The following is a 25,520-nucleotide window of genomic DNA, read 5'->3' on the forward strand; positions in this document are numbered from 1 at the left end:
CCTGCACGCTTTCGCGCATGTGCGCAGCGATTGCGACCGTGTTGTCTCGCTGCGGTGGCACTACGCGCCTCCCGGGGGCCCCCGGAACCCCTCAGTGAAGCGACAGCAAACCCGCATCGGCGACTGGCGAGATCTGCGTTCATGTCCCCCACGCGTTGCCGGGGCGATGCCTCCCCGTTATGTTCCTCGTGTCAACGATGAGCGAAACGTAAGAGCAGCATGTGAGGTCTCTCATTTGCGTCACATGTCACTCGCGCGTCGTGTGTGGTTTAGCGGTTGGAACCACTCACGGACAACAACACGGCGGACTTGCCGGTCCGGCGTCGACATAGCTAGGGAGAACATGAAGGCAATCAGTCGGGTGCTGGTCGCGATGGTGGCGGCGCTGGCCGCTTTGTTCGTGAGTACGGGCACCTCTCACGCAGGTCTGGACAACGAGCTGAGCCTGGTTGATGGCCAGGATCGGACGCTGACGATCCAGCAGTGGGACACCTTCCTCAATGGTGTGTTCCCCCTGGACCGCAACCGGCTGACTCGCGAGTGGTTCCACTCCGGAAGCGCGGTGTACAACGTGGCCGGCCCGGGTGCTGACGAGTTCGAGGGCACCTTGGAGTTGGGTTACCAGATTGGTTTCCCGTGGTCGCTGGGTGTGGGTATCAACTTCAGCTACACCACGCCGAACATCCTGCTCGACGACGCGTCGTTGTTCCCGGCGTTCAACCCGCTGGGTTCGGTGATTACGCCGAACCTGTTCCCGGGTGTGTCGATCTCGGCTGACCTGGGCAACGGTCCGGGTATCCAGGAGGTTGCGACGTTCTCGGTGGACGTGTCGGGTCCGCACGGCAAGGTGGCGGTGTCCAACGCGCACGGCACTGTGACCGGTGCTGCCGGTGGTGTGTTGCTGCGTCCGTTCGCTCGGCTGATCTCCAAGGCCGGCGACAGCGTCACCACCTACGGCGAGCCCTGGAACATGAACTAACTCCCAGCTCAGGGCGTAGACGAGGCAGCCCCCGGCGATTTCGCCGGGGGCTGTTTCGTCGTTTCACCACAGTAACGAGAGAAGTCAGCTACAACATCTGTAACGGTTGCATCACGACATGCGATCACCCGTTGTAACCGCCAGGCCTGGACAGATGGGGAGTAGATGAAGGCAATCAGTCGGGTGTTCGTCGCGATGGTGGCGGCGCTGGCCGCTTTGTTCGTGAGTACGGGCACCTCTCACGCAGGTCTGGACAACGAGCTGAGCCTGGTTGATGGCCAGGATCGGACGCTGACGATCCAGCAGTGGGACACCTTCCTCAATGGTGTGTTCCCCCTGGACCGCAACCGGCTGACTCGCGAGTGGTTCCACTCCGGAAGCGCGGTGTACAACGTGGCCGGCCCGGGTGCTGACGAGTTCGAGGGCACCTTGGAGTTGGGTTACCAGATTGGTTTCCCGTGGTCGCTGGGTGTGGGTATCAACTTCAGCTACACCACGCCGAACATCCTGCTCGACGACGCGTCGTTGTTCCCGGCGTTCAACCCGCTGGGTTCGGTGATTACGCCGAACCTGTTCCCGGGTGTGTCGATCTCGGCTGACCTGGGCAACGGTCCGGGTATCCAGGAGGTTGCGACGTTCTCGGTGGACGTGTCGGGTCCGCACGGCAAGGTGGCGGTGTCCAACGCGCACGGCACTGTGACCGGTGCTGCCGGTGGTGTGTTGCTGCGTCCGTTCGCTCGGCTGATCTCCAAGGCCGGCGACAGCGTCACCACCTACGGCGAGCCCTGGAACATGAACTAACTCCTGTCGGCGCTGGTTGTCTTCGCAGTGTCAGGGCTCGGGCCGGTGCCCGGGCCGCTGACGTGCTTGCCGACCTGGCCGTTCGTCTCGACCAGAATGTTGCGGATTTCGGTGAGCAGGCTGAGTTCGGTGTCCTGCGCCTGCTCGACCTCGCCCTTCTTGCGCAGCCTGTTGTACGGCACGACGACCAGGAAGTAGACGACAGCGGCGACGAGGATGAAGTTGATGGCAGCTGACAGCAGAACGTTCAGATCGATCGTCTGACCCCCGCCGATGTTGATGCGCAGGATTCCGTAGTCGGCATCGCCGCCTGCGCCGATTCGGTTGATCAGCGGTTGGATGATGCTTTCGGTGAACTTCGTGACCAGAGCGGTGAACGCGGTACCGATCACCACCGCGACGGCGAGGTCGACGATGTTGCCTCTGGACAGGAACTCCTTGAACCCCTTCAACATGCGCTCGAATCCCTCCTGCATTCGGTGCTACCTGACAAGGGCAGACGTTAGTCGCGTTGGGCCTGCAGCGGACGCACTCTGCTGCTAGCTTCGCGGATTGAACTGTCCGGCAGGGAAACAGGAGGATCCGTGCGCTTGGTGTTGGCGGCTGTGCTGGTCGGGATCGCGGTGCTCGGAATCGGGACGGCCAGTGCCGAACCCACACCCTCGCCCGCGCCGGGGCCGGCGACCACCTCGACGTCCGACGAGTTGGCCGACATGGTGATGGACGCCATCCAGCACGGCGCCGCCGCGCCGACGACCACGCCGGTGCCCGCACCGCATCAGTGAAAGGTCAGCGTCACCGTCTGCAGCAGTGTCGCGGCGGCCACCTTGTTGGCGGCGTGACCGGGCAGCGCCACCAGCACCACGCGGTCGCCGCCCGCGCCTTTCGGCTTCTCCGAGACGACCACCACGACAGCGTTCGTCGCCACCAACTGTGTCTGGCTGTCGGCGTCCGAGCCCGCAGCGAGCACGTCCACCACGTCGCCGGGGCGGACCAGATCGAGGACAGCACTCTCTGCCAGCGGCAGCGGCACGATACGCGCGTCCGGGCCTGCGACCGATTCCGCCAACCGCGGCCCCAGCACCCGGACATCGGTCAGCACTTCACCGCGGCGGGCGGGCCCGGCAAGGGTGGCACCGACCACGGCGCCGACGTCCGACCGCGAACCGTCGGGAACCATTGTGGCAGAACGGTTTTCGATCCTGACGTCATCGGCGGTCAGCGCGACGCCGGAGGCGAGGTCACGTGCCGCGACGACGACGTCGGCGCGTTCACCCTGGGGGTTCGAGCGGAGCGCGATGACGGCGGCGAGCACGACGAGAGCGCCTGCGGCCACCCGGCGAGCGGCGAGCGTGCGTGACCAGTCGGGCCTGGCGGCGAGCAGCCGACTCAGCACAGACGGATTGAGTGAGTCCCCCATGCCGCCAACCTAGGCGGCCCAACACGCTGACAGCGCGGCCATGCGGCCCGCCTGTGGATAACTTCGGCTAGCTCGACGCGGCCGCGGCGGGCGCCGCGCTCGTGCTGCTGGAGCTCGAACCGTTGGAAGAAGAACCGGCCTTGTCTGACGACGACGACGAAGAGCTGGTGGACTCCGACGAGGAGCCGTTGGACGAACCGGAGGATGTCTTCTTGCCCGATTCGCGGCTGTCGGTGCGGTAGAAGCCGCTGCCCTTGAACACCACTCCCACGTTGCCGAACAGCTTGCGCAGCCGGCCGTTGCACTTGGCGCAAGTCGTCAGCGCGCTGTCGCTGAACGCCTGCACTGCGTCGAACCGATCGCCGCACTCTGTACACGCATAGGAATAGGTGGGCACAGAAACCTCCGAGGTGGTCAAACTTCTTAGCACTCTACCGGCTCAAGTGCTAGAACCGCTACGTGGGCTGGATCATTCCCTGCGCGAACTCGTCAGCCGAGTGCGACCAGGCCGCCGTGCGGCGTCAGCGCGTGCGTCATCCGGACGTCGTGCGGTTCGGCAGGCAACCGGTCGACGAGTTCGTCGTCGCGGACAACGGCCACCAACCGCGCCGCCGCTGCGGCCAGCGGCAGCGAACGGTCGTAGAACCCAGCGCCGCGGCCCAACCGGACCCCGCTGCGGTCCACGGCCAGCGCCGGTACCAGCACCACCTCGGCGACCCCGATCGCCTCGGCGCCCAGCCACGGCTCGGCCGGCTCCTGCAACCCGAATGGCGCGGCCACCAGCGCGCCGGGGGAGTACTCGCCCCACTGAAGCGGCATCGGCACACCCGCGCCGTCGTGGCGGGCCACCGGCAGCAACACCCGGACCTGGTGTCGCAGCAGCGAATCGAGCATGCCGACCGAACCGGGTTCGGATCCGACAGGAACATATGCGCAGACCGTGACGGAAGAGGTGATGAATGAACGCATATGCGCACACAGTGCGTCTGCCTCGGCGTCGTGCAGATGCGGTGCCAAGCCGCGGCGCGCCTGCAGGATTTCGGCACGCAGTTCGGATTTGGTGGGGCCCGCCACGGGAACAACCATGGCAGCTTTTTCGCAGCCGCCGCAAAACAGATCTAACGGACGGCTTCGCGGCCCATCCACGACGAGGGCGTTAGGGTGTGAACGATGACACGGCCTGAGGTACCGATCCCGTACACCGCAGTCGTACCGGCTGCGGGTCTTGGGACGCGATTCCTGCCCGCGACCAAGACCGTGCCGAAGGAACTGCTGCCCGTCGTCGACACACCCGGCATCGAACTGGTGGCTGCCGAAGCCGCGGAGGCCGGTGCGGAGCGGCTGATCATCGTCACCTCGGAGGGTAAGGACGGCGTCGTCGCGCACTTCGTCGAAGACCTTGTTCTCGAGGGCACGCTGGAGGCCCGCGGCAAGAAGTCGATGCTCGAAAAGGTGCGTCGCGCACCGGCGCTGATCAAGGTCGAATCGGTGGTGCAGGCCGAGCCGCTGGGCCTCGGCCACGCCGTCGGATGCGTCGAGCAGAACCTGGCCGACGACGAAGACGCGATCGCGGTGCTGCTGCCCGACGACCTGGTGTTGCCGACCGGTGTGCTGGAGACCATGTCGAAGGTGCGCGCCAAACGCGGCGGCTCGGTGCTGTGCGCCATCGAGGTGGCGCCCGACGAGATCAGCGCCTACGGCGTCTTCGACGTCGAACCTGTTCCCGACACCAACAACCCGAACGTGTTGCGCGTCAAGGGAATGGTCGAAAAGCCCAAAGCCGAGGACGCGCCGTCGCTGTACGCCGCGGCCGGACGTTATGTGCTGGACCGGGCGATCTTCGATGCGTTGCGGCGCGTGCCGCGGGGCGCGGGCGGCGAAATCCAGCTGACGGACGCGGTCGAGCTGTTGATCGGAGAAGGCCATCCGGTCCATGTGGTGGTGCACCGCGGGTCTCGACACGACCTCGGAAATCCTGGCGGCTATCTCAAGGCTGCGGTTGACTTTGCGTTGAAGCGCGACGACTACGGTCCCGAACTGCGGCGGTGGTTGGTGGAGCGACTGGGGCTGATCGACTGCTAGACGCCACGACGGGCCCCTGAACGGCAGAAAGGCGCGCAGTTGCGTTCGGTGGAGGAGCAGCAGGCCCGGGTAGCGGCCGCCGCGGTGGCGCCACGCCCGGTTCGGGTGGCCATCGCCGAGGCCCAAGGCCTGATGTGCGCCGAGGAAGTGGTGACCGAGCGCCCGCTGCCGGGCTTCGACCAGGCGGCCATCGACGGGTACGCGGTGCGCAGTGTGGACGTCCTCGGCGTGGGTGGCGGCTCCGACGGCGACGAGGACGGCGAGGACAGCGACCGCGAGGTCAGCCTGCCGGTGATGGGCTCGATCGAAGCGGGTGCGCGGACACCGAGCAGGCTGCAGCCGCGGCAGGCCGCAAGGGTGCAGACCGGCGCGCCGATGCCGACCCTTGCCGACGCGGTGTTGCCGCTGCGCTGGACCGACGGCGGCGAATCACGGGTTACCGTGCTGCGCGGCGTGCGCTCGGGCGCCTATGTCCGACGCACAGGCGATGACGTGCAGCCCGGCGACGTCGCGGTGCGGGCGGGCACGATCATCGGGCCTGCCCAGGTGGGCCTGCTGGCGGCGGTCGGCCGTGAACGAGTGCTGGTGCATCCGCGGCCGAGGCTGTCGGTGATGTGCGTCGGCGGTGAACTGGTCGACATCTCGCGGACACCTGGCAACGGGCAGGTCTACGACGTGAACTCCTATGCGTTGGCCGCGGCGGGCCGCGACGCGGGTGCCGAGGTGACCCGCGTCGGCATCGTCGACACCGACCCCAAGGAATTACGGGAAGTCGTTGAGACCCAAGTCAATCGGGCCGAGGTCGTGGTGATCGCGGGTGCGGTGGGCGGCGCCGCCGCAGAAGGCGTGCGCTCGGTGCTGGCGCAACTCGGCGAGATGGAAGTCACCCGCATCGCCATGCATCCCGGTTCGGTGCAGGGGTTCGGCCAACTCGGGTCGGACGGCGTGCCCGTGTTCCTGTTGCCCGCCAACCCGGTCAGCGCGCTGGTGGTGTTCGAGATCATGGTGCGGCCGTTGATCCGGCTGTCGCTGGGCAAGCGTCAGCCGATGCGGCGGGTGGTGCAGGCCCGCACGCTGTCGCCGATCAGTTCGGTGGCGGGCCGCAAGGGATATCTGCGCGGCCAGTTGATGCGCGACCAGGACACCGGCGAGTACCTGGTGCAGGCCCTCGGCGGCGCGCCGGGGGCGTCGCATCTGCTGGCGACGCTGGCCGAAGCAAACTGTCTGGTGGTGGTTCCCAGCGAGGCCGAGCAGATCCGCACCGGCGAGATCGTCGACGTCGCTTTTCTGGCTCAGCGCGGCTGAATCGACACCGGCGGTCCGTCATGAACCTTTGGCGTTCGAGCTCACTACATCCGGGGTGGCCGATGCCCGTCGGCCCGCTGCGGGTGCCGGGCGGGCTGGTGCGACTGCGGCCGGTGCGGCTGCGCGACGCGGCGAACTGGAGCCGGATCAGGCTGGCCGACCGCGCGCATCTGGAGCCGTGGGAGCCGGTCACTGACGTGAATTGGGATGTGCGGCATGCGGTTTCGTCGTGGCCGTCGGTGTGCTCCGGGTTGCGCTCGGAAGCCCGCAAGGGCCGGATGCTGCCGTATGTCATCGAGGTGGACGGTGAGTTCGCCGGTCAGCTGACAATCGGCAACGTGACGCACGGCGCGCTGCGCTCGGCGTGGATCGGATACTGGGTGGCCAGTTCGGTGACCGGACGCGGGGTCGCGACGGCCGCGCTGGCGTTGGGTCTGGACCATTGCTTCGGTCCGGTCATGTTGCACCGCGTCGAGGCGACGGTGCGCCCCGAGAACGCGGCGAGCCGGGCGGTGCTGGCAAAGGTGGGCTTCCGCGAGGAGGGGCTGCTGCGGCGCTACCTCGAAGTCGACGGGGCGTGGCGCGACCACCTGCTGGTGGCCGTCACCGTCGAGGAACTCAACGGGTCGGCGGCGTCGGCGTTGGTGCGCGAGGGTCACGCAACCTGGGCGTGATCGGGCGGCAGCGAAGCGGCCAACGCTGTTACTAATGTGACATTTGTTGCTGGTGGTGCTTGTCAGCTGTGAATTACAGGTGTGTAATTGACTCGGCGCGCCGTCCCTGGATGCGCTGGTCACGGACCTAGCCTGTAGGGGAAAGGAGCAGGCGACATGCCAAGCATCCCCCAATCCCTTCTTTGGATCTCTCTTGTCGTGCTCTGGCTCTTCGTGCTGGTTCCGATGTTGATCAGCAAGCGCGACGCCGTTCGTCGCACCAGCGACGTGGCGTTGGCGACGCGGGTGCTCAACACCAGCCGCGGGGCGCGGCTGCTGCGGCGTGGCAGGCCGGCGGCCGGACACAACAGCGATCCGGACTGGCAACCCGCTGAGGACGACGACCTCGACGACGAGATGCACGAGGAGTCGAAGGAACGCGCAGTCGTGCGCGCGGCGGTCGTCGAATCCGAAATCGACAGCGAGCCAGACTATCTCGACGTGGACATTGTCGACGAGGACTCCGGTGCGCTGCCGGTGGGGGAGTCGGCGACCGAGGCCATCAGGGTCGTCGAGGAACCCGAACAGGCCGACGAGTTGCCGCTCGAATTCGCCGAGGAACCGGAAGCCGAGGAGCCCGAAGCCGGGGAGCCGGCGGCCGAGTACGACGAGCCGGAGTCCGACGGCACCGAGGACGAGTACGAATACGTCGATGATTCCTCCGGCCTGGAAGCGCCGTCGGAGACCGATCTGCAGATCGCCGACTCGATCAGTGCCGCGCGCAGGCGGCGAGCGGAGGCCAGGGCGGCCAGCATCGACGCCCGCAAGTACAAGTTCCGCAAGCGGATGCTCACGGCGCTGACGCTGGCGATCATCGTGGCCGCCGCGGCGGCGATCGCGTTGACGCCGGTCGCGTGGTACGCCTGCGGGTCGCTCGGCGCCATCACGATCCTCTACCTGGCGTATCTGCGCCGTCAGACCCGCATCGAGGAGCGGCTGCGCCGCAGGCGTGCCCAGCGGATCGCGCGCTCACGGCTGGGCGTGGAGAACACCGACGACCGCGAGTTCGACGTGGTGCCGTCGCGGCTGCGCAGGCCGGGTTCGGTGGTGCTCGAGATCGACGACGAGGACCCCATCTTCGAGCACCTGGACTACGCACCGTTCGCCGGCGACTTCGACCTTCCGCGGGCGGCAGGGCAATAGATTTTCGGTGCTGACCTCGCGGCTGGTAGCCTGTGCTACCGGTATCAGGGGCTATGGCGCAGTTGGTAGCGCGACTCGTTCGCATCGAGTAGGTCAGGGGTTCGATTCCCCTTAGCTCCACCAAAAATGCCGGCTCGACGGTCAGCCGAGCCGGCGAGTGCGCCACCGCGACAGGTCCGTGTCGAGCACCGCGGGATCGCGTTCCTCAAACACCTCTGCGGTGATCTCGAGGTGCCGGATTCGGTCGAGTTGAAATCCGCGGATCCCTTCCCGCAGCCGACACCACCCCACGAACAGCCACGCGTCCCCGCCGCGCAGCAGGCCCATCGCCTCCACATCCCGCGTGGTGTGGGTCTGGCCGTCCTTGGAGGTGTAGTCCAACCGCACCACCCGGCGCGCGGCGATCGCCTCGGGAATCAGCGAGACGGCCGCCTTGGACGGCGGCTGGGCGTCGATGACGAACATCGACGCCAACGCCTCGTCGACCGGCGCAAGCTGATCCTCGCGGCTGATCGCCAGCACCTTCGCCCGTGCCCGCCGCGCCGCCGCGCCATACGGCGAGGTCTCCACCAAACCCAGGCCCGCGAGCACCGCAAGGGACTCCGGCACCGTGAGATTCAGCGGCGGCAGGGAGTGTTCCCGCAGGATCGAATACCCGCCCGACACCCCGTGGTCGGCGTAGATCGGGACGCCAGCCAGCTGCAGCGACTGGATGTCACGCTCGATCGTGCGCTTCGATACCGCGAACTCCTCGGAGAGCCGGGCGGCCGACAACGGCCTGCGCGATCCTCGGAGCACGTCGACCAGCGCGTACAACCGCTCGGCTCTTTTCATGAGTCGAGTTTGCCCGGTCTCAGGTCAGGTGCGTGCGGGTCCCGTTCACCGACCACACCTCGCGGATCAGCCCCTCCTCGGTGAAGTCGAAGACATCGATCCCGCCCACGGCAACCTCGGAGACCTGCATGTTCCACAACATCCGCCCGTGCGTGCCGTCCACGGCCCGGGCGACCTCGGTGAACACCACACCGGGATGCCCCTCGCGCCACCGATCCAGGACCCGAGCGAAACTCTCGGCGCCCAGCACGTCATCGAACGGGTTCGACCCATCGGCGTCGGAGACCAGGAAATGAATCCGGAAATCCGCACTGCAGATCCGACGCGCAATCGCACTGTCGGCGTTCCACATCTCTAACCACACCGCCAGCGTCGCATCCGAAGTTGTCTCTACCATGCTCGTGTTCTCGTTCATGACACCAGCGTCAGACACCGCCGCGACAACGGTATGTCGGTGTTTGTCAGCCGCGTTGCGGACACTGAAACGCATGCTCTCCTCGCAGCCGGTCCTGAGTCCCGCGCTGATTGTCGTATGCGTCGTCATGGTCATCGCTGCCGCGCTGATCTACTGGTTGACTGCACTCGGATCGCCGTGGACTGTGCCGTGGGCAGCCATCCGCGCGGCGGTGCAATTGGCTGCCATCGCGACCGTGCTTGCCGCCGCACTCGCCCGGTTGTGGTCCTCGGTCCTCGTTTTGGCGGTGATGTTTGTGGTCGCCAGCAGGACCGCCGCCCAGCGCAGCCAGGCCAGCCGGGGTTCCCCATTACTGATGGTCTCTCTCGCGCTCGGGATGATCGCGGTGTTGCCGTTGTTGTTGCTTTCCGGCGTCGTTCCGCTGACCGGTGTCGCGGTCGTACCCATCGTCGCAATCGTGCTGGGCAACACCATGACTGCCGTATCCGTCTCGGCGCGTTTGGCTTTGGATGCGCTGAGACTGCGGATCGGAGAAGTGGAGGCGGCCCTCAGCCTTGGCATGAGCGAGCGTGACTCGCGGATGGAAATCATTGGACAGACTGCTGGCAACGCACTGCTGCCCAATCTCGATTCGACGAGAACCGTCGGCCTCGTCACGCTTCCGGGCGCCTTCGTCGGCGTGCTGCTCAGCACAGGATCAGCCGCGCAGGCCGCCGCGGTTCAAATCCTCGTGCTGATTGCACTGCTGCTGTCGCAAACATGCGGAGTCGCTGCGACCGTCGAATTGATTGCGCGCGGCATGATTTCGAGGCAACCGCGAGACACCGCCACTTCATTCGCGGGCTTCGGTGCCCTCACGCGTTTGCTTGACCGAGCTCTCGGACGCCGGTGAGGCGACGGTGCATCGCCATGGCGATTCGGGCGGCTTGAATCTTGGCGTGGTCGGCGATCGGGCCGCGATACATCTGGTCGACGGTCGTCGTCCACAGGGTCAGCCAGCGCGCGAAATGCGCTGCCGCCAAGGGTGTGCGGTCATGGATGGGCCGGTGCGCCTGGAGCGTATTGCGCCGATACAGTCCAGCCCGGAACAACACGGTCTCCCAGAAATCACACATGACGGGCAGGTGGTCGTCGAGGCCGCGCGAGGACAAGTCCGCGAACGCTTCGGCGAGAAGATCGTCGCTAAACGCTTCGCCGTAGAAGCGGCGCAACAGCGACTCGACGTCCGTGCGGTCGGCAAGATCGCGTGAAGGTGGTGCTGGGGCAGCCATGTTGGCTTTCTCCTCGAGCTCGTCAGGCGGCCAGCAACGCGATGCCACCGATGATCAGACCGACGACCTTCACCGACTCCAGTGCGACATAGCCGTAGTGGGCCCGCGAGCGGCGGTCCTGGCCTTCGGACGTGGCCGCGGCGGGTCCGGACAGGACCAGGTCCGAGCGGCGCGCCAAACGCGGTCGCACCACCACCAGCTGGGCAGCGAGCGCCACCACCACGACACCCACTGCGATGACAGCGGTCGTCGACGGTGGCCGATAGCCGACTGCGATCAGCAGAACCACTGCCAAGACGGCTTCTACGGCGTTCAGTGCGCGGAACACCAATCTGCCGATTCCCAGTCCGATCTGCAGCGACACCCCCGGGGCCCGGAATTTCAGCGGCGCCTCGATGAACGAGATCGCCAACACCATGCCCAACCAGGTGAACATGACCGCGACCGCGACCGCGTGAGCGGTGCTCATGATGAGGCTCCTGCGGCCGGGGCGAGATGCGCCAGACACAGATCCGGTTCGGCGAACGGGGTCAACGCGTCGACGGTGATGGGGGCGTCCCAGCTTTCCAGCGCGCCCTGCATCAGCCCGAGATGCACCGGGCAAACCACATCGCGGCGGGTACCTGCCACCTCCAGAAACGGGCAGTTGCGCAGCCCGATCTCGTCCGCACCCGTCGTGGCGGAAGGCTTTTCCGGCGCGAACCCCAGATCGCTCAGCAGATCGGTGAGCCTATCGACTGCCTTGCGGCGGCTGCGCGTTCTGCCAGGCGCGGCGACGTGGCTGGCCCAGGCGCGTCCGGCGGCGACCGCCCGGCGTGCCGGCTGGGATTGACCCGCCAGCGCTTCGGCGAGGATGGCGGCCAGCATCCGATAGTCACGCGGACCGCCTGGATCCATGCCCGCGACCGCGCGGAACATCAGCGGGGGCCTGCCGGGTTTGGTGCGGTCGACCTCAGCGGCCTGCGCCCTTCCGGACTTCACCAGCGCCTCGAGGTGAAACCGCGCGGTGTTGGGATGAATCCCTAGCTGCTCGGCGATGTCGGAGATGCTCAACGCGGCGTCCGTGGCCCGCAGCGCCGCCAACACGTCCTGGCGTCGGCCCCGGTATGTCATGACCCGAGTTTACACAAAAATTCATTGTAAAAACTAGACGAATTGTAGAGATCACACCGCTCAGCCGCGAAACCCTTCGGCGATCACTCTGCGAGATAGCCGATGAGGGCTCGGATGGGCGATCACGATCCGCCTGCCATCGGGATCACGGCCCTCCACGAAGGTCACCTCGTTCTCGGTGTGGGTGAATACCGCGGGATCGAATGCACGCAGCCGCTGGGCGATGAGCTGCAAATCGGACTGGCTGTCAGTGGCCCACATCAGGTAAGCGACGCCGAGGGTGCCGAGACCGCGCCGCCGAAATGTCCGCCCCGCGTGGAGATAGATCTGAAAACCATTGGGCGCCAACAGCAGGGCCATATCGTCCTCGCGGATGCTCACCCGACACGAGAACACGTCGCAGTAGAATTTCGCGGCCCGGTCGAGGTTCGTCACTCGGATTACGCAGGAGGCGACGTGGGCGCCGACCTCGGGTTGCGGCGATCGGTCGTCGCTGCTGGTTTCCATTGCGTGCTCCTCACCAGGACTGATCGAGCTGACGTCGCCGGGGCGGGTACTCCGACGAACTCCCCACTGGTTTTTACAATCATACGTTGTATAAAATGCAGGTTCGCCGGGGGGATGACTACCGGGCGGGGAGGTTCGTCGTGTGTCAGTACTGCGGATGCCGCGAGATGCCGCTGTTGCGTGATTACATCGCGGAGCACGAGCGCGCGATGAACCACGGCGGCGCGGCGATACGCGCGTTGGACGCCGGTGACATCGAGCGGGCCCGTGAGCTGTTGGCCGCCATGGCCGACGAGCTGCGATCCCACTGGCGGGGCGAGGAAAACGGGCTGTTCGCCGTGCTGAGCAGAGACGAACTGTTCGTCGAGCACATCACGCCGCTCGTGCGCGAACACCGGGAACTCGAGGAGCTGCTCGGCACGGTCGACCTGACGGATCCGGCAGACCGGGACCGGATCCGGAAAGCCGTTTTCGACCTTTATGAGCACATTGCCAAGGAGGAAGATGGCCTTTTCCCGGCGTCGCTGACGACGCTTGACGGCCATGAGTGGGACCAGGCAATCGCTGCCTGGCGTGAAGCGCACCCAGACCGGCGCATGATCAGCCGCCCATAGGGGCTGCGCACACTCATGCCCTTTCGTGGCTTGCCTGCAACAAGATTCGCAAGCGCCGCCGGCCGCGGTTCAGCCGCGACACGACGGTGCCTTCGCGGCACGCCATGATCTCGGCGATCTCCCGGCATTGCAGACCCACGACGTCGCGATAGTAGATGGCCAGCCGAAATTGCTGTGGCAGCGTCGCCATGGCCTCGGCGAGTTCCACGTCGGGCAATGCTGCGATCGCGTCGACTTCGGCTGACCGCGAATGTCGATCCAGGGCGGCAAGCTGTTGGTCTGTGAAGTAGTCGGTGAGGTACTCGCTTGGACGACGTTGCGCACGACGCGCGCAATTGATGTAACTGTTCGTCATGATGCGAAACAGCCACGCCCGAAGGTTGGTTCCTTCGGTGAACGTGTTGAAGCCGGCGTACGCCCTCAGCATCGTTTCCTGCACGAGATCTTCGGCGTCCACGGCGTTGCGCGTCATTCGGCGGGCGTATTTTTGGAGTTGGTCCAGGTAAGGGAGTGCGTCGTCGACGAACCGCGCAGCGAGCTCCCGTTCGCGCGAAGTCAGCGGCGAGTCACTATCTGCTGGACGGTCGACTGTTGCCATGCGAACATCCTGGCTACAGTCCGGGTGAGTTGTAATCCTCCGGATCGCCGATTCACCCGGGTGACTATGTCACGCAGTGCAATTCAATTCGCACATAGAACAAGGACGGCTGTTCGGAGGGCTGGTCCTCGGCCATGCCCGCCAACAGGTAGCGGTCCAGACCAGACCGCACAAGCCGCAAGGGTTCAGCGGGTTCGTGCAGCTGAAGGTTGGAGCCGCGGAAGAACAGCCGCAGATCCAGTGACCGCACGTCGTACGTTTCAGCGGCGAAATCGACAGCGACTTGACTCGAGGTTTCGGTCTCCTCCAACGGACGGCGTGGCACGAGTTGATTCGATCCTGTCCACGAGAACAGGTAGTCGTTCGGGCCCAGTTGCACACATGTGACAAGTTCGGTCCGCGGAAGTGCCACTGGCGAGTCGTCGATCTCGACGCTGTCCAGGGAGGTGTTGGGCGCCCGTGTTCCCATGTGACGAACGGTCGCTGCACATCCGGCGATGACGATCAACACGGCACAGACGGCCAGGGCGACACCGATCTTCATGGTGTCAGGCTCGACCGCCTTGCTGCCTGGCCTTCCACTGTGCCTCGATGCGGGTGACCCGGCGATTTTCGACGACCAGCCACAGCACACCGGCGACCGTGCCGAGGATGGCGATCAGAATCATGGTGGGCAACCACTCGTAATGGCGGTACGCGGCGGCTGCTGCCGCGCCGATCACGCCGAACATCGATACGACCAGCAGGATCAACCCCGGCCAGATGAAGTTGTCCTTCATCGCGATGCCGGCGTGCGGTTGGGTGGTCCGTGAGTGATCCGTCGGATCGTCGTGCGTGTCGCCCATCACCGCCCCCCGCCGTGGATGACCAGTTCCGGCAGGGTGATCGCCCCGATCGTCGTCACGAGCCACACCACAATCGTCGAAGCCAGCCAGGATGCCACGCCGGCGATGGTGAGTCCTCGCGTCAGCGTCGACGCGAGGATCAAAGCCACGATCGTCACACCCAAGCCGGTGCTCCCGAGGAGCAGCGGTACATACCAGTGCGGCAACCTCGACATCGGTATCAACAGAATCGCCTGCGCCGCCGCGAAGACCACTACGGCGACGGCGAAACCGCCTACCGACAACGAGATTCCGGGAACGATCCGCGCCGCCGCCAGCAGTCCGATCGCCCATGACACTGGGAGCGCCACTGCATGAACGACGAAATGGCTAGCGCGTTCCGACGCCCTGTCAGTCCTTTGCAACACGAAGGATCGTCTTGCCCGGGACGCGCTTTTCGGGAGCGAATGCGGTGGCGGCTTCGGCGAGCGGCACCACAGCGCCGATGACCGGGTGGAGACGTCCATCCCGCACTCGCGCGGCGAGGTCAGTGAGGCGGGCGCTGTCGGATTCGACGACGAAGTAGATCGCGCGTCCGTCGCGCGGCTGCGTCTTGGGCGGTTCGGCGATGCTGACCAGCGTTCCGCCTGCCCGCACCAGTGCAATAGAGCGGGCGAGGACATCTCCGCCGATCACGTCGAAGACCACGTCGACTTCCCCTGCAGCTTCCAGTTTTTCGTTCTCGAGGTCGATGAACGCGTGGGCGCCGAGCGATAGCGCTCGCTCCCGGTCCGCGGTCCTGCCGGTGCCGATGACGCGCGCACCGACCTCACGAGCGAGTTGCACCGCGGTAGAGCCGACGCCGCCGCCTGCGCCGTGGATGAGGGCCGTTTGCCCCGTGGTGAGGTGGCCGTGGTCGAACAGGCCTTGCCAGGCGGTCAGTCCGGAGATCGGCAGTGCGGCGGCGGTGGTGTGGTCGATGTCGATCGGCAGCGGGGCGAGGTTACGGGCTTCGACGGCGGTGTACTCCGCAAGCGAGCCGTTGCGGTCCCACGGAACCAGCCCGAACACCCGCTGACCAACACTCAAACCCGTGGTGCCGTAGCCCAACTCGACCACCTCGCCGGACAACTCGTGGCCGGGCACACTCGGTGTGCGGTCGCGGCCCGCGCGATCGGTCCACGTGTCCGGCCAGTCGAGTTCCCCCGGAATGAAACCCGCGGCGTGCACCCGCACGACGACGTCGTTCGTCGCCGGCTGCGGGTACGGCAGATCTGTCAGCGACAGGCCGGCGACACCGGCGTCACGGTCCGAGACAGTGATGGCTTGCATTGCGCGTCCCTTCTGCGGTGGGTTGTTGTGGTCACTTGGTGGAGATCGTCCGTTGTCTGCGGGCCGCGTCGACTGCGTCCGCGAGTAGAAAGAGTGAAAGGCCCAGCAGCGCGATGTCCTTCATCAGGAACTCGCCGTCGGCGGACAGAATGGGAAAGCCGCCTGCAGACGCCTCGCCTTCGCCAGGGGTGGAGACCATGAAACTCAGCGTCATCACGAAGAACAACGAGGCGAATACGCCGCCCACCACAGAGACCTTCGGCCACCATGGTTTGACGGCCAACAGTGCGGCGGTGATCAGTTCGATCGTCCCGTTCAAGCGGCCAAAGCCGTCGATGGACATGAAGTTGTAGAACCAACTCAAAAACGGGCTGTTGGCAACCCAATGCGAGATGCCTTGGGATTCATAGGAAGTGAACTTCATGGCGCCGAACCAGGCGATGACGATCACGAGACCGTAGCGGGCGACGAGGGCCGCGATTTCTCTGGTTCGAGAGCTCGTTTGCACATCGACCGCGGTTGCAGTGGCCAGATTCTGTGACATGTGATCACTATCTGCGGACGCTGGGTGATCTGTCTTCACCCGTCGCCTCATCTCACCCCGGGTGAGATGAGGCGACCGCGATCACCGCATGTTCGAGACGGTGAACAATCCGACCACACCCAGCCCGTACAGGACGGCGACGGCCAGCGAGTCGACACCCAACCGGGCGACGCGGCGATGGGGCCGAAACAGTAAGCCGACCGCGTAGATCAGCGTCAGCACCATTCCCAGCGCCGTGAGATAGATGTCGGTGCGCTGGGCTGCCGGCAACACCGCCTGCCCCGACAGCAGCGTCGCAGGCACGAACAGCACGGGCAGGAAGGCGTTTCCGCCGAGGACGTCCGATACGGCAAGTTGGTAGTCGCCGTGCCGTACCGATCTCAGGCCGGTGGACAGTTCCGGCAACGAGGTCGCCGCGGCCAACACGGTCGCACCGAACAGCACGCCGGACAAACCCGTGTAGTCAGCGATGGCGTCGCCGCTGCGCTCCAACACGACTCCGGCGATCAACGTGACGACGGCGGCGAGGCCGAAGCTCACCGCGGCCCTGGCTGTACTGGTGCCCTCGGCGGTGGCCTGCTGTTCGGTCATCGCGGTGCGATGCCCGCGGGGCTGCTGTTGACCGTCCGGGGGTTGGCCCGACTCTTGCCAGGGCAACGACCGGCCCGCTCGTCGCACCAGAACGAGGCCCAGCACCCACACCACCAGGATCAGCAGCGGGGCCGGTGTGAGCCGCCCTGTAATCAGCGTCGCGGGCATCTGGGTGCCTGCGACCGCAATGGCCAACACGGCGACGACCACCGCGGCCTCCAACACCAACACCAATGACGCGGCCCGATATGTCAGCGGTCTACAGCCGTGCACTCCGAACGCGTCGAGGGCCACAAGCACCACCGTCTGGATGGAGATGCCGCCGAGGATATTGCCCACTGCGACACCGATATTGCCCGCCGTCGCGGCGGCGGCGACGATAGCGATCTCGGGCAGATTGGTGGCGATCGCCAACAGGATCAGGCCGCCAAGCGCCGAGCCAAGGCCCAGCCGCGTCGTCAGCACGTCGGTTTGGTCCGACAACTGAATGCCCGCGGCCCAGATCGCCGTTGCCGCACCGGCAAACATCACCGCCGACAGCCACAACGGCCAACCGCTCATCGCGTCGGGCTCACCATCCGCGGGCAGGCAACCGGATACGCCAGGACTGGGCGCCGCCCAGGTCGAGCCACACGTCCGCCTCGGTCTGCACCAGCCGGGCCAGGACGTGGTCGCACCGCGCGCAACGCACAACGATGCCAGGGGCGCGCAGATAGACGTGACTCTCGGCAAAGGGCGCGACCTGACCACACCCGGCGCACTTCACCGTCGCGGTCGTGACATCGAATCCGACCACCCCTGCGAATGCACCCGCAGCGGCGTTACCATCGACGTGCGTCGGTTCTGTCATCATTCCTTCTTCCTCGCCTAGCCGCTCGGCCCGAACCTCTCGGTGCGGATGACCGATGGCGAATGGCCCTGATCGATCAGTTTCGTGGTCACGGATTCGACGAATCCCGTTGGGCCGCAGACATAGGTGCGGAATCCGTCCTGGGCCGTCCATCCTGGCGCTTCGAGGTCGCGGGAGTCGATCCGGCCGGGGGGTCGCGCCGTCTGCGGCGGGGCTGCCCGGGTGTAGAGCACGGCGACCTGCAGCCAATCACAGTTGCGCTCGAGGTTGCGCAACTCTTCGGCATAGAAGACGTCGGCCGGACTGCGCACCGAATAGACAAGCCGAAACTCCGCGCTGCCCACCGTTATCCGCTGCCGCAGCATCGCCATCAACGGCACAATCCCCGATCCGCCAGCGACCAACAGGTTGCGTGTCCCGTCGACCGGTCGCCAAACGAACCAGCCACCAATGGGCCCGCGGAGCTCGATTTCCTCGCCAGGACGCACCGTCATGAGATACGGCGACACCTCTCCGTCGACGATCTCCTGCACGGTGAGTTCGATGCGGTCGCCGTCGGCCGGATTGCCCAGTGAATAGCTGCGCTGTGCGCTGTACCCGTCCGCAGCGGTCAGCTTGAGATCGATGTGCTGGCCGGCCAAGTGGCCGCCCCAGCCGGGCACCACCAGTCCGATCGTTCGGGCGGATTCGGTTTCGGGCACCGAGTCCACCACCCGCGCAATCTGCCACCGCAACTTCGGTGTCGAGCCATTGCCCACGTCAATCCCCGGCGTAGCGTTGCTCTTGCCACGGGTCTCCGTAGTTGTGATAGCCCAAGCCCTCCCAGAAACCCAGTATGTCGCTCTCGCGCAACTCGATTGACCGCACCCACTTGGCCGACTTCCAGAAGTACAGATGTGGCACCAGCAACCGCGCCGGGCCGCCATGCACCGGGGTGAGCGGTTCGCCTTGATAGGTATAGACGATCCACGCTTTTCCGCCGAGCAGATCTGCCACCGGGATGTTGGTGGTGTAACCGCCGTACGAACCGACCAATGCGGATTCGGCAGTGGTGTCGACCGATTCGAACAGCGTATCCAGCGAAACGCCCTCCCACCTGGTATCCAGCTTCGACCAGGTGGTGACGCAGTGAATGTCGACAGTGAGCCGCTCACTTGGCATGTGCTTCAGCTTGGCCCAGTCCCATACGTGTTCGCCGCCGCGTTCGTCGCGGATGGTGAACTGCCATTGGTCGAGATCGATCCGCGGAGTCGGGCCTGCTTGCAGGACTGGGAAGTCCGTGGTCAAGTGCTGTCCGGGCGGCAACTGGCGTGCCGACTGCGTGCGGCGTCCACCAAATCCCTTGTTGACAACAGTCATTGGTGCTCCTTATCCGGTGTTTTCGCGGTTTCCGGGGATGGCCGTTGGCGGCGCTGGTGCGTGGACCGTCGGTGTGAACCGGTTTCCTCCGGTGGGGTTGATGCTCTTTTCCGTCGGCGCGGGTGTTGGCGCGCCAGGGGGCGTGGTCTGCGTGGTGGTGGTTGTCGTCGGGGTCGGCGACTGGGTGGTCGACGGCTCGTTGGATCCGTTACCGGCGCAACTGGCTATCGACGCCACCACGCCGACAAGAATCGCTGCGCCCGCGACGACACGCACCAGGCGAACGCGATCAAGGGTTTTCGACATGACATCTCCCATCCAGAATGGATATGGCCCCTTTGGTTTCGAGGATGGCCAGGTGAATACCGTCGGCGTTGGCGTGCCCGTGTTCGCGCAGCAGCGCCTTCAGATCCGCGGTCGTCAGACCGGAACGGCGCAGGTTGCGTTGGTTCACTTCGCCTTCGGCGATCAGGACCATCAGCGGCGGATCGATGAACCGGCAGAGGGCGGGAATCAAGCGCAGACGCGTCAGGAGTGCGTGGGCGGCCAGGAGACACAGCAGCGCGGTGGTCGCCTGCAGCCACCCGGTGTCGGTGGCAGTGGCTGCACGACCGACGATGGCGCCGGCGGCGACAGCGGCGATCCAGTCGAACGGCGCGAATTCCGCCAGGATGCGTCGTTCGGTGAAGCGGAACAGGATCGCCGCGGTCAGAAACAGCGCCGCGGTTTTGATCGCAACGTCACCAACAGTCGGGAGATCGCCGATGAGGGCATGCACGGCCCCGTTCATCTGATCCGTCATCGCGTGGTCACTCCTGGCGTCGCGCGGTGAGAGCGCCGAACGTGGGCTTCGTCGTGTAGCCGGTCCACCATGTGGGGATAGTGCAGCTCGAACGCCGGTCTTACCGAACGGATCCGGGGCAGCTCGGTGAAATTGTGCCGCGGCGGCGGGCAGCTGGTGGCCCACTCCAGCGAGTTGCCGTAACCCCAGGGGTCGTCGACCATGACCGGCTCGCCGTAGCGCCAGCTCTTGAACACGTTCCACACGAACGGCAGCATCGACACGCCGAGAATGAACGCGCCGATCGTCGACACGACGTTGAGCGTGGTGAACCCGTCGGTGGGCAGATAGTCGGCGTAGCGGCGCGGCATGCCTGCGGCGCCCAGCCAGTGGTGCGGCAAGAAGGTGGTGTGAAAGCCGATCAGGGTCAGCCAGAAATGCAGTTTGCCCAGCCGCTCGTCCAATAACCGCCCGGTCATCTTCGGGAACCAGAAATACACGCCGGCGTAGCTGGCGAACACGATGGTGCCGAACAGCACGTAGTGGAAGTGCGCCACCACGAAGTAGGAGTCGGTGACGTGGAAGTCGATTGGTGGGCTGGCCAGTAGCACCCCCGACAGACCGCCCAGCAGAAAGGTGATCAGGAAGCCGACCGAGAACAGCATCGGTGTCTCGAACGTCAACTGGCCCTTCCACATCGTGCCGATCCAGTTGAAGAACTTGATGCCGGTCGGCACCGCGATCAAGAACGTCATGAAGCTGAAGAACGGCAACAGCACCGCGCCGGTGGCATACAGGTGATGTGCCCACACCGCGATCGACAGCGCGGCGATCGACAGCGTGGCATAGACCAGCGTGATGTAGCCGAAGATCGGCTTTCGGGAGAACACAGGAATGACCTCGGTGACGATGCCGAAGAACGGCAGCGCGATGATGTACACCTCGGGATGGCCGAAGAACCAGAACAGGTGCTGCCACAACAACACACCGCCGTTGGCCGGGTCAAAGACATGCGCACCCAGGTGCCGGTCGGCAGCCAGTCCGAACAACGCCGAGGTCAGCAACGGGAACGCGACGAGCACGATGACGCTGGTCACCAAGATGTTCCAGGTGAAGATCGGCATCCGGAACATCGTCATGCCCGGGGCGCGCATGCACGTGACGGTGGTGATCATGTTCACCGCGCCCAGAATGGTGCCAAGACCACCGACGATCAGACCCAGAATCCACAGATCCCCACCCGCGCCGGGGGAGTGGATGGCATTCGACAGCGGGGTGTATGCGGTCCAACCGAAGTCGGCAGGCCCGCCGGGACTGAGAAAGCCGCCCAGTGCGATCAGGGCGCCGAACAGAAACAGCCAGAACGACAACGCGTTCAGCCGCGGGAAGGCCACGTCGGGGGCGCCGATCTGCAGCGGCAGCACCAGGTTGGCGAACCCGAACACGATCGGGGTCGCGTAGAACAGCAGCATCACCGTGCCGTGCATGGTGAACAGTTGGTTGTACTGCTCGTTGGACAGGAACTGTAGGCCCGGCGCGGCCAGTTCGGTGCGGATCAACAGCGCCATCAATCCGCCGACGAAGAAGAACGCAAAGCAGGCGACGCAGTACATGATGCCGATCATCTTGTGATCGGTGGTGGTGATCAGCTTGTAGACAAGCGCGCCTTTCGGGGCCATCCGCGCGGGGAACGGCCGGCGAACCTGCAGTTCGTCAGTGAGATGCTCCTGGGTCGTCAACGGTCCGATTTCCCGTAGGCGGCGAGCAGTTGGCGCCAGGACGCTGCGAACTTGGCGACGCCGTCGTTCTCGAGCACCGCGAAGACGTCGGCGAGGTCGACGCCGACGGCGCTGACGTCGTCGAGCACCGCTTGGGCCGAACTCGCTGTGCCGGTGATGGAATCGCCGACGATGACGCCGTGGTCAGCGACGGCCTCGAGAGTTTGTTCAGGAATGGTGCTGACGGTGTGCGGTGCGATCAGTTCGGTGACATACCTGGTGTCGGAATAGGCCGGGTTTTTCACCCCGGTGGATGCCCACAGCGGTCGCTGGACGTTGGCGCCTGCAGAATTGAGTGCGGCATAACGTGTTCCGGCTTCGAACACGTCCTGGTAGGCCGCATACGCCAGGCGGGCATTGGCGATCGCGGCCCGTCCGCGCAGCGCCATTGCGGCGTCGGTGCCTATCGCTTCCAGGCGTTGATCGATCTCGGTGTCGACCCGGGAGACGAACAGTGACGCCACCGAATGGATTGCGGAGAGGTTCCGCCCGGCGTGTTGTGCGGCTTCCAATCCGGCGAGGTACGCATTCATCGCCTGGCGGTGGCGCTCGACCGAGAAGATGAGTGTCACGTTGACTGAAATGCCTTCAGCCACTGTGGCGGTGATGGCTGGCATCCCGGCCGGCGTAGCGGGGATCTTGATGAACAGGTTCGGCCGGTCGACGATCTTCCAGAGCTCCGCGGCCTGGCTGACCGTCGCCTCGGTGTCGTGCGCCAGTCGCGGATCGACCTCGATCGATACCCGTCCGTCTACGCCGAGGGAGGTCTCCCATTGCGGCCGGAGCACATCGCACGTTGCCCGCACGTCGTCGGTGACGACCGCGCGGATCGCTGAGTCGGCGTCGGCGCCGCACTCGGCTAATTGGGTGAGTTGTCGAGTGTAGGCCTGGCTTTGGGAGATCGCCTGCGCGAAGATCGACGGGTTGGTGGTGACGCCCACGACGCTTCTGGTGTCGATCAGTCGCTGCAGGTCGCCCGACTCCAGGCGGTCACGGGACAGGTGGTCCAACCAGACCGACACTCCCGCCGCCGACAGCGCGCTCAGGATGAGGTTCTGCTTCATCGCGCTGTTGCCTGGGACGGATGTCGTCGCATGCTCGAGACTCGTGCAGCGATCAGCCCGATCGCGAACGTGACAACCGGCGAGTACGCGGCGGCCAGCATTTGCCGATCGCGCGTGAGTCGGCGCTCAGCCATTCTGCGACTCAGTGGCACCAGATCCACTGCGGGAAGCCAGTTTCCATTCCGGCCGCACGTAGTGACAGGTGTAGCCGCTGGGGTAGCGCTCCAGGTAGTCCTGGTGTTCGGGTTCGGCTTCCCAGAAGACGCCGGCCGGCGTCACCTCGGTGACCACCGCGGCGGGCCACCGCCCCGATGCCTCGACATCAGCGATGGTCTCGCAGGCGATGCGCTTCTGGTCGTCGTCTGTATAGAAGATCGCCGAGCGGTAGCTGGTGCCGACGTCGTTGCCTTGACGGTTCTTGGTCGTCGGGTCATGGATTTGGAAGAAGAACTCGAGCAGGGCGCGGTAATCCGTTTTGGCGGGGTCGTAGGCGATCTCGATCGCCTCGGCGTGTCCGGGGTGGTTGCGATAAGTGGGGTGCTCGTTTCGGCCGCCGGTATATCCGACCCTCGTGGACTCGACGCCCGGTAGGTGGCGAAACAGGTCCTCCATGCCCCAGAAGCATCCGCCTGCGAGAATCGCGGTTTTCGTGGTCATCACCGCGGCTCCGTCAGCTCGGGATCGGCCTGGTGCGCCTTGCCGAAGAGCGTCAGGTACTCGCCGTAGCCCTCGGCTTCGAGGTTGTCGCGGTGGATGAAGCGCAGCGCCGCGGAGTTGATGCAGTAGCGCAGGCCGCCCTTGGATGGCGGTCCGTCGGTGAATACATGCCCGAGGTGGCTGTCGCCGTGGCGTGAGCGCACCTCAGTGCGCACCATGGTGTGTCGGTGGTCGGACTTCTCGACGATGTTGTCGGTGTCGACGGGTCGGGTGAAGCTAGGCCAGCCTGTACCGCTGTCGAACTTGTCGACCGACGCGAACAGCGGCTCACCCGAAACCACGTCGACGTAGATGCCGGGCTCGTGGTTGTCCAGGTATTCACCGGTGAAAGGCCGCTCGGTGCCGCTTTCCTGGGTGACGTAGTACTGCTCCGGGCTCAACCCGGCGACCGCATTCGGATTCTTGTGATAGTCGTGCATCGGTGTGCCCCCTTGGCTCAGTTGCGGCCGGCCATGACGCCGCCGTCGACGTTGAGAATCGCGCCGGTGATCCAGCTGGCTTGCTCGGAGAGCAGGAACGTGATGGCGTTGGCCAAGTCGACCGGGGTGCCGACGCGGCCCAGCGGGTGCAGGGGCGCGAACGTCGCCAGCGTGGTGTCGATCTCGTCCTTGGGGACAAAGCGTTCGTAGAGAGGCGTTTTCACCACCGCGGGTGCGACGGCATTGACGCGGATCTGGTGGCCGGCCAGTTCGATGGCCAGATTGTGGGTGAGGGCGTGCAGCCCTGCCTTCTGCATGGAATAACCCGACGCCGGGGTCGCGCCGATGGCCTGATGCGCCCACATGGCGCCGATGTTGACGATCGAGCCACCCTCACCGTTGGCAACCATGCCCGCGACCACGGTCTGGGTCAGGAAGAACTGGGCGTAGTTCAGATCGAGGTACGAATCGTAGGTTTGGGCGTCGTAGTCCAGGAACGACTTTGGAATGAAATAGCCGGCCGCATTGACCATCAGTGTCGCGTCGCCGTGCTGTCCGGACAGTACGCGCTGGATATCGCTGACTGCGGTTCGGTCGGTCAGCTCGGCGGCGATGCCCCAGGCTTGACCGCCCCGGGCGGTCAGTTCAGCGACGGTGTCATCAACGCGGCCCTTTGACTGTCCGATGATCACTGCGCTGCCGCCGCGATCGATGACGTCGAGCGCGACCTGGCGCCCCATGCCCGCACTGCCGCCGACGACGACGATCTTCTTGCCACTGAACTCTGTGCTCATAAATCAGCTCCTTCGAAGGATGAATAACCGGTCTGTTGGGGCTCAAGCTTCGTTACGCTTGGGGTGAGCTGTCTTCACCCGCGGCGCTATTCACCCGGGTGACTCGGAAGGGCGGGTTGCGCACCGGCGCGATCGCGGCACAGGGCCAGCAGGTAACCGTCAATGACCCTCTTGTGCGGGTCATTCCGCCGCCGAGGTCACGTGTCGTGGCAGGCAGCGCCAAATTCACCACGGTGCTGTCGAGGAAGGCGACCATCGACACCATCACCGCCACCGCCATCACACCGCGGCGTCGCGGACTCTCATTGCCGGGTCGTGACTACTGAAAGGGCGCCGGTGCGACGCCCTCCTGACCGCGCAGTTCGCGCGGCGCGGTCACGCCGGGACGGTCGGCGTCGACCAGGTCGTGGTACTCGGGGTTCTCGGCGATGAAGTCGGCGACGAATCCGCAATAGTTCGAGATCTTGTCGCCGCGCTGACGCAGATCATCGAGGACAGACCGGACCAACTGCGCACCGAGGCCCTTGCCGCGGAATTCGGACTCGATCACCGTGTGGCGGATGACGACGCGGCCACGAATCCGCTTGTAGACCACAACGCCGACTACCTGGTCGTCGATGACTCCCTCGTAGCAGCTCTTGGCCTGGTTATCGGTGATTTGCATGGCTGAAT

The 25,520-nt window shown here is 65.3% G+C and carries 38 protein-coding genes and 1 tRNA gene; 11 read left to right on the forward strand and 28 right to left on the reverse strand.

What is annotated here, in order from left to right; genetic code table 11:
• Positions 1-343 precede the first annotated feature (343 nt).
• Both C1A30_RS31990 and C1A30_RS31995 read left to right on the forward strand, forming a co-directional pair.
• Positions 344-979 (forward strand): MspA family porin, encoded by a 636-nt coding sequence (locus tag C1A30_RS31990; RefSeq protein ID WP_101952213.1) that lies wholly within the window; start codon positions 344-346, stop codon positions 977-979.
• A 165-nt stretch (positions 980-1,144) separates the two neighbouring features.
• The gene (locus C1A30_RS31995) at positions 1,145-1,780 is read left to right on the forward strand and encodes an MspA family porin (RefSeq protein WP_101952214.1); all 636 of its coding nucleotides are present in this window, start codon (positions 1,145-1,147) and stop codon (positions 1,778-1,780) included.
• Here C1A30_RS31995 and mscL read toward each other — a convergent pair.
• Positions 1,777-2,235, reverse strand: coding sequence for a large-conductance mechanosensitive channel protein MscL (gene mscL, locus C1A30_RS32000; RefSeq protein WP_101953036.1), 459 nt, complete (start codon positions 2,233-2,235; stop codon positions 1,777-1,779). The two genes, C1A30_RS31995 and mscL, sit on opposite strands and share 4 nt — an antisense overlap.
• 129 nt (positions 2,236-2,364) lie before the next feature.
• On the opposite strand from mscL, the gene C1A30_RS32005 reads away from it, so the two are divergent.
• Entirely contained in the window at positions 2,365-2,565 is a 201-nt protein-coding gene (locus tag C1A30_RS32005) for a hypothetical protein (protein ID WP_235010294.1), read from the forward strand.
• Here the strand turns inward: C1A30_RS32005 and C1A30_RS32010 are convergent.
• The 3 genes from C1A30_RS32010 to C1A30_RS32020 all read right to left on the reverse strand — a co-directional run bounded on the left by C1A30_RS32010 (position 2,559) and on the right by C1A30_RS32020 (position 4,286).
• Complete coding sequence (locus tag C1A30_RS32010; RefSeq protein WP_101952216.1) at positions 2,559-3,200, reverse strand: SAF domain-containing protein; 642 nt, start codon at positions 3,198-3,200, stop codon at positions 2,559-2,561. The genes C1A30_RS32005 and C1A30_RS32010 overlap by 7 nt on opposite strands.
• Positions 3,201-3,267: 67 nt before the next feature.
• The gene (locus C1A30_RS32015) at positions 3,268-3,597 is read right to left on the reverse strand and encodes an FmdB family zinc ribbon protein (protein WP_101952217.1); all 330 of its coding nucleotides are present in this window, start codon (positions 3,595-3,597) and stop codon (positions 3,268-3,270) included.
• A gap of 92 nt (positions 3,598-3,689) precedes the next feature.
• Positions 3,690-4,286 (reverse strand): 5-formyltetrahydrofolate cyclo-ligase, encoded by a 597-nt coding sequence (locus C1A30_RS32020; RefSeq protein WP_101952218.1) that lies wholly within the window; start codon positions 4,284-4,286, stop codon positions 3,690-3,692.
• Positions 4,287-4,370: 84 nt separating this feature from the next.
• Between C1A30_RS32020 and C1A30_RS32025 the strand changes: the two genes are divergently transcribed.
• The 5 genes from C1A30_RS32025 (at position 4,371) to C1A30_RS32045 (ending at position 8,566) form a co-directional block, all read left to right on the forward strand.
• A complete protein-coding gene (locus C1A30_RS32025) occupies positions 4,371-5,282 on the forward strand; it encodes a UTP--glucose-1-phosphate uridylyltransferase (RefSeq protein WP_101952219.1) in 912 nt (303 codons plus the stop codon).
• 39 nt (positions 5,283-5,321) lie between these two features.
• Positions 5,322-6,587 (forward strand): gephyrin-like molybdotransferase Glp, encoded by a 1,266-nt coding sequence (glp, locus tag C1A30_RS32030; protein WP_101952220.1) that lies wholly within the window; start codon positions 5,322-5,324, stop codon positions 6,585-6,587.
• A gap of 20 nt (positions 6,588-6,607) precedes the next feature.
• Positions 6,608-7,261, forward strand: a complete 654-nt coding sequence (locus C1A30_RS32035) for a GNAT family N-acetyltransferase (RefSeq protein WP_101952221.1) — start codon at positions 6,608-6,610, stop codon at positions 7,259-7,261.
• A gap of 156 nt (positions 7,262-7,417) precedes the next feature.
• A complete protein-coding gene (gene glpR, locus C1A30_RS32040) occupies positions 7,418-8,443 on the forward strand; it encodes a gephyrin-like molybdotransferase receptor GlpR (RefSeq protein ID WP_101952222.1) in 1,026 nt (341 codons plus the stop codon).
• 47 nt (positions 8,444-8,490) lie between these two features.
• Positions 8,491-8,566: transfer RNA gene (locus C1A30_RS32045), tRNA-Ala, on the forward strand.
• A gap of 18 nt (positions 8,567-8,584) precedes the next feature.
• Here C1A30_RS32045 and C1A30_RS32050 read toward each other — a convergent pair.
• Both C1A30_RS32050 and C1A30_RS32055 read right to left on the reverse strand, forming a co-directional pair.
• Positions 8,585-9,277 carry a YafY family protein gene (locus tag C1A30_RS32050; RefSeq protein WP_200828481.1) on the reverse strand — a complete coding sequence of 231 codons (693 nt, stop codon included), beginning with the start codon at positions 9,275-9,277 and terminating at the stop codon, positions 8,585-8,587.
• Between the two features lie 19 nt (positions 9,278-9,296).
• Complete coding sequence (locus C1A30_RS32055) at positions 9,297-9,692, reverse strand: nuclear transport factor 2 family protein (RefSeq protein ID WP_101953038.1); 396 nt, start codon at positions 9,690-9,692, stop codon at positions 9,297-9,299.
• A 73-nt stretch (positions 9,693-9,765) separates the two neighbouring features.
• Here C1A30_RS32055 and C1A30_RS32060 point away from each other — a divergent pair, with 73 nt between their 5' ends.
• Entirely contained in the window at positions 9,766-10,584 is an 819-nt protein-coding gene (locus tag C1A30_RS32060; RefSeq protein WP_101952223.1) for an ABC transporter permease, read from the forward strand.
• Here the strand turns inward: C1A30_RS32060 and C1A30_RS32065 are convergent.
• Genes C1A30_RS32065 through C1A30_RS32080 form a run of 4 tightly spaced genes read right to left on the reverse strand, consistent with a single transcriptional unit; the run spans position 10,547 to position 12,583 of the window.
• Positions 10,547-10,963 carry a group III truncated hemoglobin gene (locus C1A30_RS32065; RefSeq protein WP_101953039.1) on the reverse strand — a complete coding sequence of 139 codons (417 nt, stop codon included), beginning with the start codon at positions 10,961-10,963 and terminating at the stop codon, positions 10,547-10,549. The genes C1A30_RS32060 and C1A30_RS32065 overlap by 38 nt on opposite strands.
• 22 nt (positions 10,964-10,985) lie before the next feature.
• The gene (locus C1A30_RS32070) at positions 10,986-11,432 is read right to left on the reverse strand and encodes a hypothetical protein (RefSeq protein WP_101952224.1); all 447 of its coding nucleotides are present in this window, start codon (positions 11,430-11,432) and stop codon (positions 10,986-10,988) included.
• Positions 11,429-12,076 (reverse strand): metalloregulator ArsR/SmtB family transcription factor, encoded by a 648-nt coding sequence (locus C1A30_RS32075; RefSeq protein WP_101952225.1) that lies wholly within the window; start codon positions 12,074-12,076, stop codon positions 11,429-11,431. The genes C1A30_RS32070 and C1A30_RS32075 overlap by 4 nt, the downstream gene beginning before the upstream one ends.
• 60 nt (positions 12,077-12,136) lie before the next feature.
• Positions 12,137-12,583, reverse strand: a complete 447-nt coding sequence (locus tag C1A30_RS32080; RefSeq protein WP_101952226.1) for a VOC family protein — start codon at positions 12,581-12,583, stop codon at positions 12,137-12,139.
• Between the two features lie 167 nt (positions 12,584-12,750).
• Here C1A30_RS32080 and C1A30_RS32085 point away from each other — a divergent pair, with 167 nt between their 5' ends.
• A complete protein-coding gene (locus C1A30_RS32085; RefSeq protein WP_200828579.1) occupies positions 12,751-13,197 on the forward strand; it encodes a hemerythrin domain-containing protein in 447 nt (148 codons plus the stop codon).
• 13 nt (positions 13,198-13,210) lie between these two features.
• Here the strand turns inward: C1A30_RS32085 and C1A30_RS32090 are convergent, their stop codons facing one another.
• The 17 genes from C1A30_RS32090 to C1A30_RS32170 all read right to left on the reverse strand — a co-directional run bounded on the left by C1A30_RS32090 (position 13,211) and on the right by C1A30_RS32170 (position 24,848).
• On the reverse strand, positions 13,211-13,795 hold the full coding sequence (locus C1A30_RS32090; RefSeq protein WP_101952228.1) for a sigma-70 family RNA polymerase sigma factor: 585 nt from the start codon (positions 13,793-13,795) through the stop codon (positions 13,211-13,213).
• Positions 13,796-13,859: 64 nt separating this feature from the next.
• A complete protein-coding gene (locus C1A30_RS32095; protein ID WP_101952229.1) occupies positions 13,860-14,339 on the reverse strand; it encodes a hypothetical protein in 480 nt (159 codons plus the stop codon).
• A 4-nt stretch (positions 14,340-14,343) separates the two neighbouring features.
• On the reverse strand, positions 14,344-14,640 hold the full coding sequence (gene usfY / locus C1A30_RS32100; RefSeq protein ID WP_200828482.1) for a protein UsfY: 297 nt from the start codon (positions 14,638-14,640) through the stop codon (positions 14,344-14,346).
• Entirely contained in the window at positions 14,640-14,990 is a 351-nt protein-coding gene (locus C1A30_RS32105) for a phage holin family protein (RefSeq protein WP_101952230.1), read from the reverse strand. The genes usfY and C1A30_RS32105 overlap by 1 nt, the downstream gene beginning before the upstream one ends.
• Before the next feature lie 40 nt (positions 14,991-15,030).
• Complete coding sequence (locus tag C1A30_RS32110) at positions 15,031-15,951, reverse strand: NADP-dependent oxidoreductase (protein WP_101952231.1); 921 nt, start codon at positions 15,949-15,951, stop codon at positions 15,031-15,033.
• Between the two features lie 31 nt (positions 15,952-15,982).
• On the reverse strand, positions 15,983-16,495 hold the full coding sequence (locus tag C1A30_RS32115; protein WP_101952232.1) for a YkgB family protein: 513 nt from the start codon (positions 16,493-16,495) through the stop codon (positions 15,983-15,985).
• A gap of 81 nt (positions 16,496-16,576) precedes the next feature.
• Entirely contained in the window at positions 16,577-17,647 is a 1,071-nt protein-coding gene (locus tag C1A30_RS32120) for a sodium:calcium antiporter (RefSeq protein ID WP_101952233.1), read from the reverse strand.
• A 10-nt stretch (positions 17,648-17,657) separates the two neighbouring features.
• The gene (locus tag C1A30_RS32125; RefSeq protein ID WP_101953041.1) at positions 17,658-17,936 is read right to left on the reverse strand and encodes a DUF6510 family protein; all 279 of its coding nucleotides are present in this window, start codon (positions 17,934-17,936) and stop codon (positions 17,658-17,660) included.
• 17 nt (positions 17,937-17,953) lie between these two features.
• Positions 17,954-18,694, reverse strand: coding sequence for a ferredoxin reductase (locus C1A30_RS32130; protein WP_101952234.1), 741 nt, complete (start codon positions 18,692-18,694; stop codon positions 17,954-17,956).
• A gap of 1 nt (position 18,695) precedes the next feature.
• On the reverse strand, positions 18,696-19,295 hold the full coding sequence (locus C1A30_RS32135; RefSeq protein WP_101952235.1) for a sulfite oxidase-like oxidoreductase: 600 nt from the start codon (positions 19,293-19,295) through the stop codon (positions 18,696-18,698).
• Between the two features lie 9 nt (positions 19,296-19,304).
• Positions 19,305-19,601, reverse strand: coding sequence for a hypothetical protein (locus tag C1A30_RS32140; protein WP_101952236.1), 297 nt, complete (start codon positions 19,599-19,601; stop codon positions 19,305-19,307).
• Positions 19,585-20,097, reverse strand: a complete 513-nt coding sequence (locus C1A30_RS32145; protein WP_369974195.1) for a YetF domain-containing protein — start codon at positions 20,095-20,097, stop codon at positions 19,585-19,587. Before C1A30_RS32145 ends, C1A30_RS32140 begins: the two co-directional genes overlap by 17 nt.
• Positions 20,094-21,755, reverse strand: coding sequence for a cytochrome c oxidase subunit I (gene ctaD / locus C1A30_RS32150; protein ID WP_101953043.1), 1,662 nt, complete (start codon positions 21,753-21,755; stop codon positions 20,094-20,096). Before ctaD ends, C1A30_RS32145 begins: the two co-directional genes overlap by 4 nt.
• Positions 21,756-21,811: 56 nt before the next feature.
• Positions 21,812-22,918: a transaldolase gene (gene tal / locus C1A30_RS32155; protein ID WP_101952237.1), complete on the reverse strand. Its 1,107-nt coding sequence runs from the start codon at positions 22,916-22,918 to the stop codon at positions 21,812-21,814.
• Between the two features lie 126 nt (positions 22,919-23,044).
• On the reverse strand, positions 23,045-23,575 hold the full coding sequence (msrA, locus tag C1A30_RS32160; protein WP_101952238.1) for a peptide-methionine (S)-S-oxide reductase MsrA: 531 nt from the start codon (positions 23,573-23,575) through the stop codon (positions 23,045-23,047).
• Positions 23,575-24,054, reverse strand: a complete 480-nt coding sequence (gene msrB / locus C1A30_RS32165; protein ID WP_101952239.1) for a peptide-methionine (R)-S-oxide reductase MsrB — start codon at positions 24,052-24,054, stop codon at positions 23,575-23,577. The genes msrA and msrB overlap by 1 nt, the downstream gene beginning before the upstream one ends.
• A gap of 17 nt (positions 24,055-24,071) precedes the next feature.
• Complete coding sequence (locus tag C1A30_RS32170) at positions 24,072-24,848, reverse strand: SDR family NAD(P)-dependent oxidoreductase (RefSeq protein WP_101952240.1); 777 nt, start codon at positions 24,846-24,848, stop codon at positions 24,072-24,074.
• 98 nt (positions 24,849-24,946) lie between these two features.
• Between C1A30_RS32170 and C1A30_RS36550 the strand changes: the two genes are divergently transcribed.
• The gene (locus tag C1A30_RS36550) at positions 24,947-25,174 is read left to right on the forward strand and encodes a hypothetical protein (protein ID WP_160112812.1); all 228 of its coding nucleotides are present in this window, start codon (positions 24,947-24,949) and stop codon (positions 25,172-25,174) included.
• On the opposite strand, the gene C1A30_RS32180 is transcribed toward C1A30_RS36550, so the two are convergent.
• Positions 25,168-25,512: a GNAT family N-acetyltransferase gene (locus tag C1A30_RS32180; protein ID WP_101952241.1), complete on the reverse strand. Its 345-nt coding sequence runs from the start codon at positions 25,510-25,512 to the stop codon at positions 25,168-25,170. The genes C1A30_RS36550 and C1A30_RS32180 overlap by 7 nt on opposite strands.
• Positions 25,513-25,520: the final 8 nt, after the last annotated feature.

Origin of the sequence: Mycobacterium sp. 3519A (assembly GCF_900240945.1) — a bacterium.
Taxonomy (GTDB): Bacteria; Actinomycetota; Actinomycetes; order Mycobacteriales; family Mycobacteriaceae; genus Mycobacterium.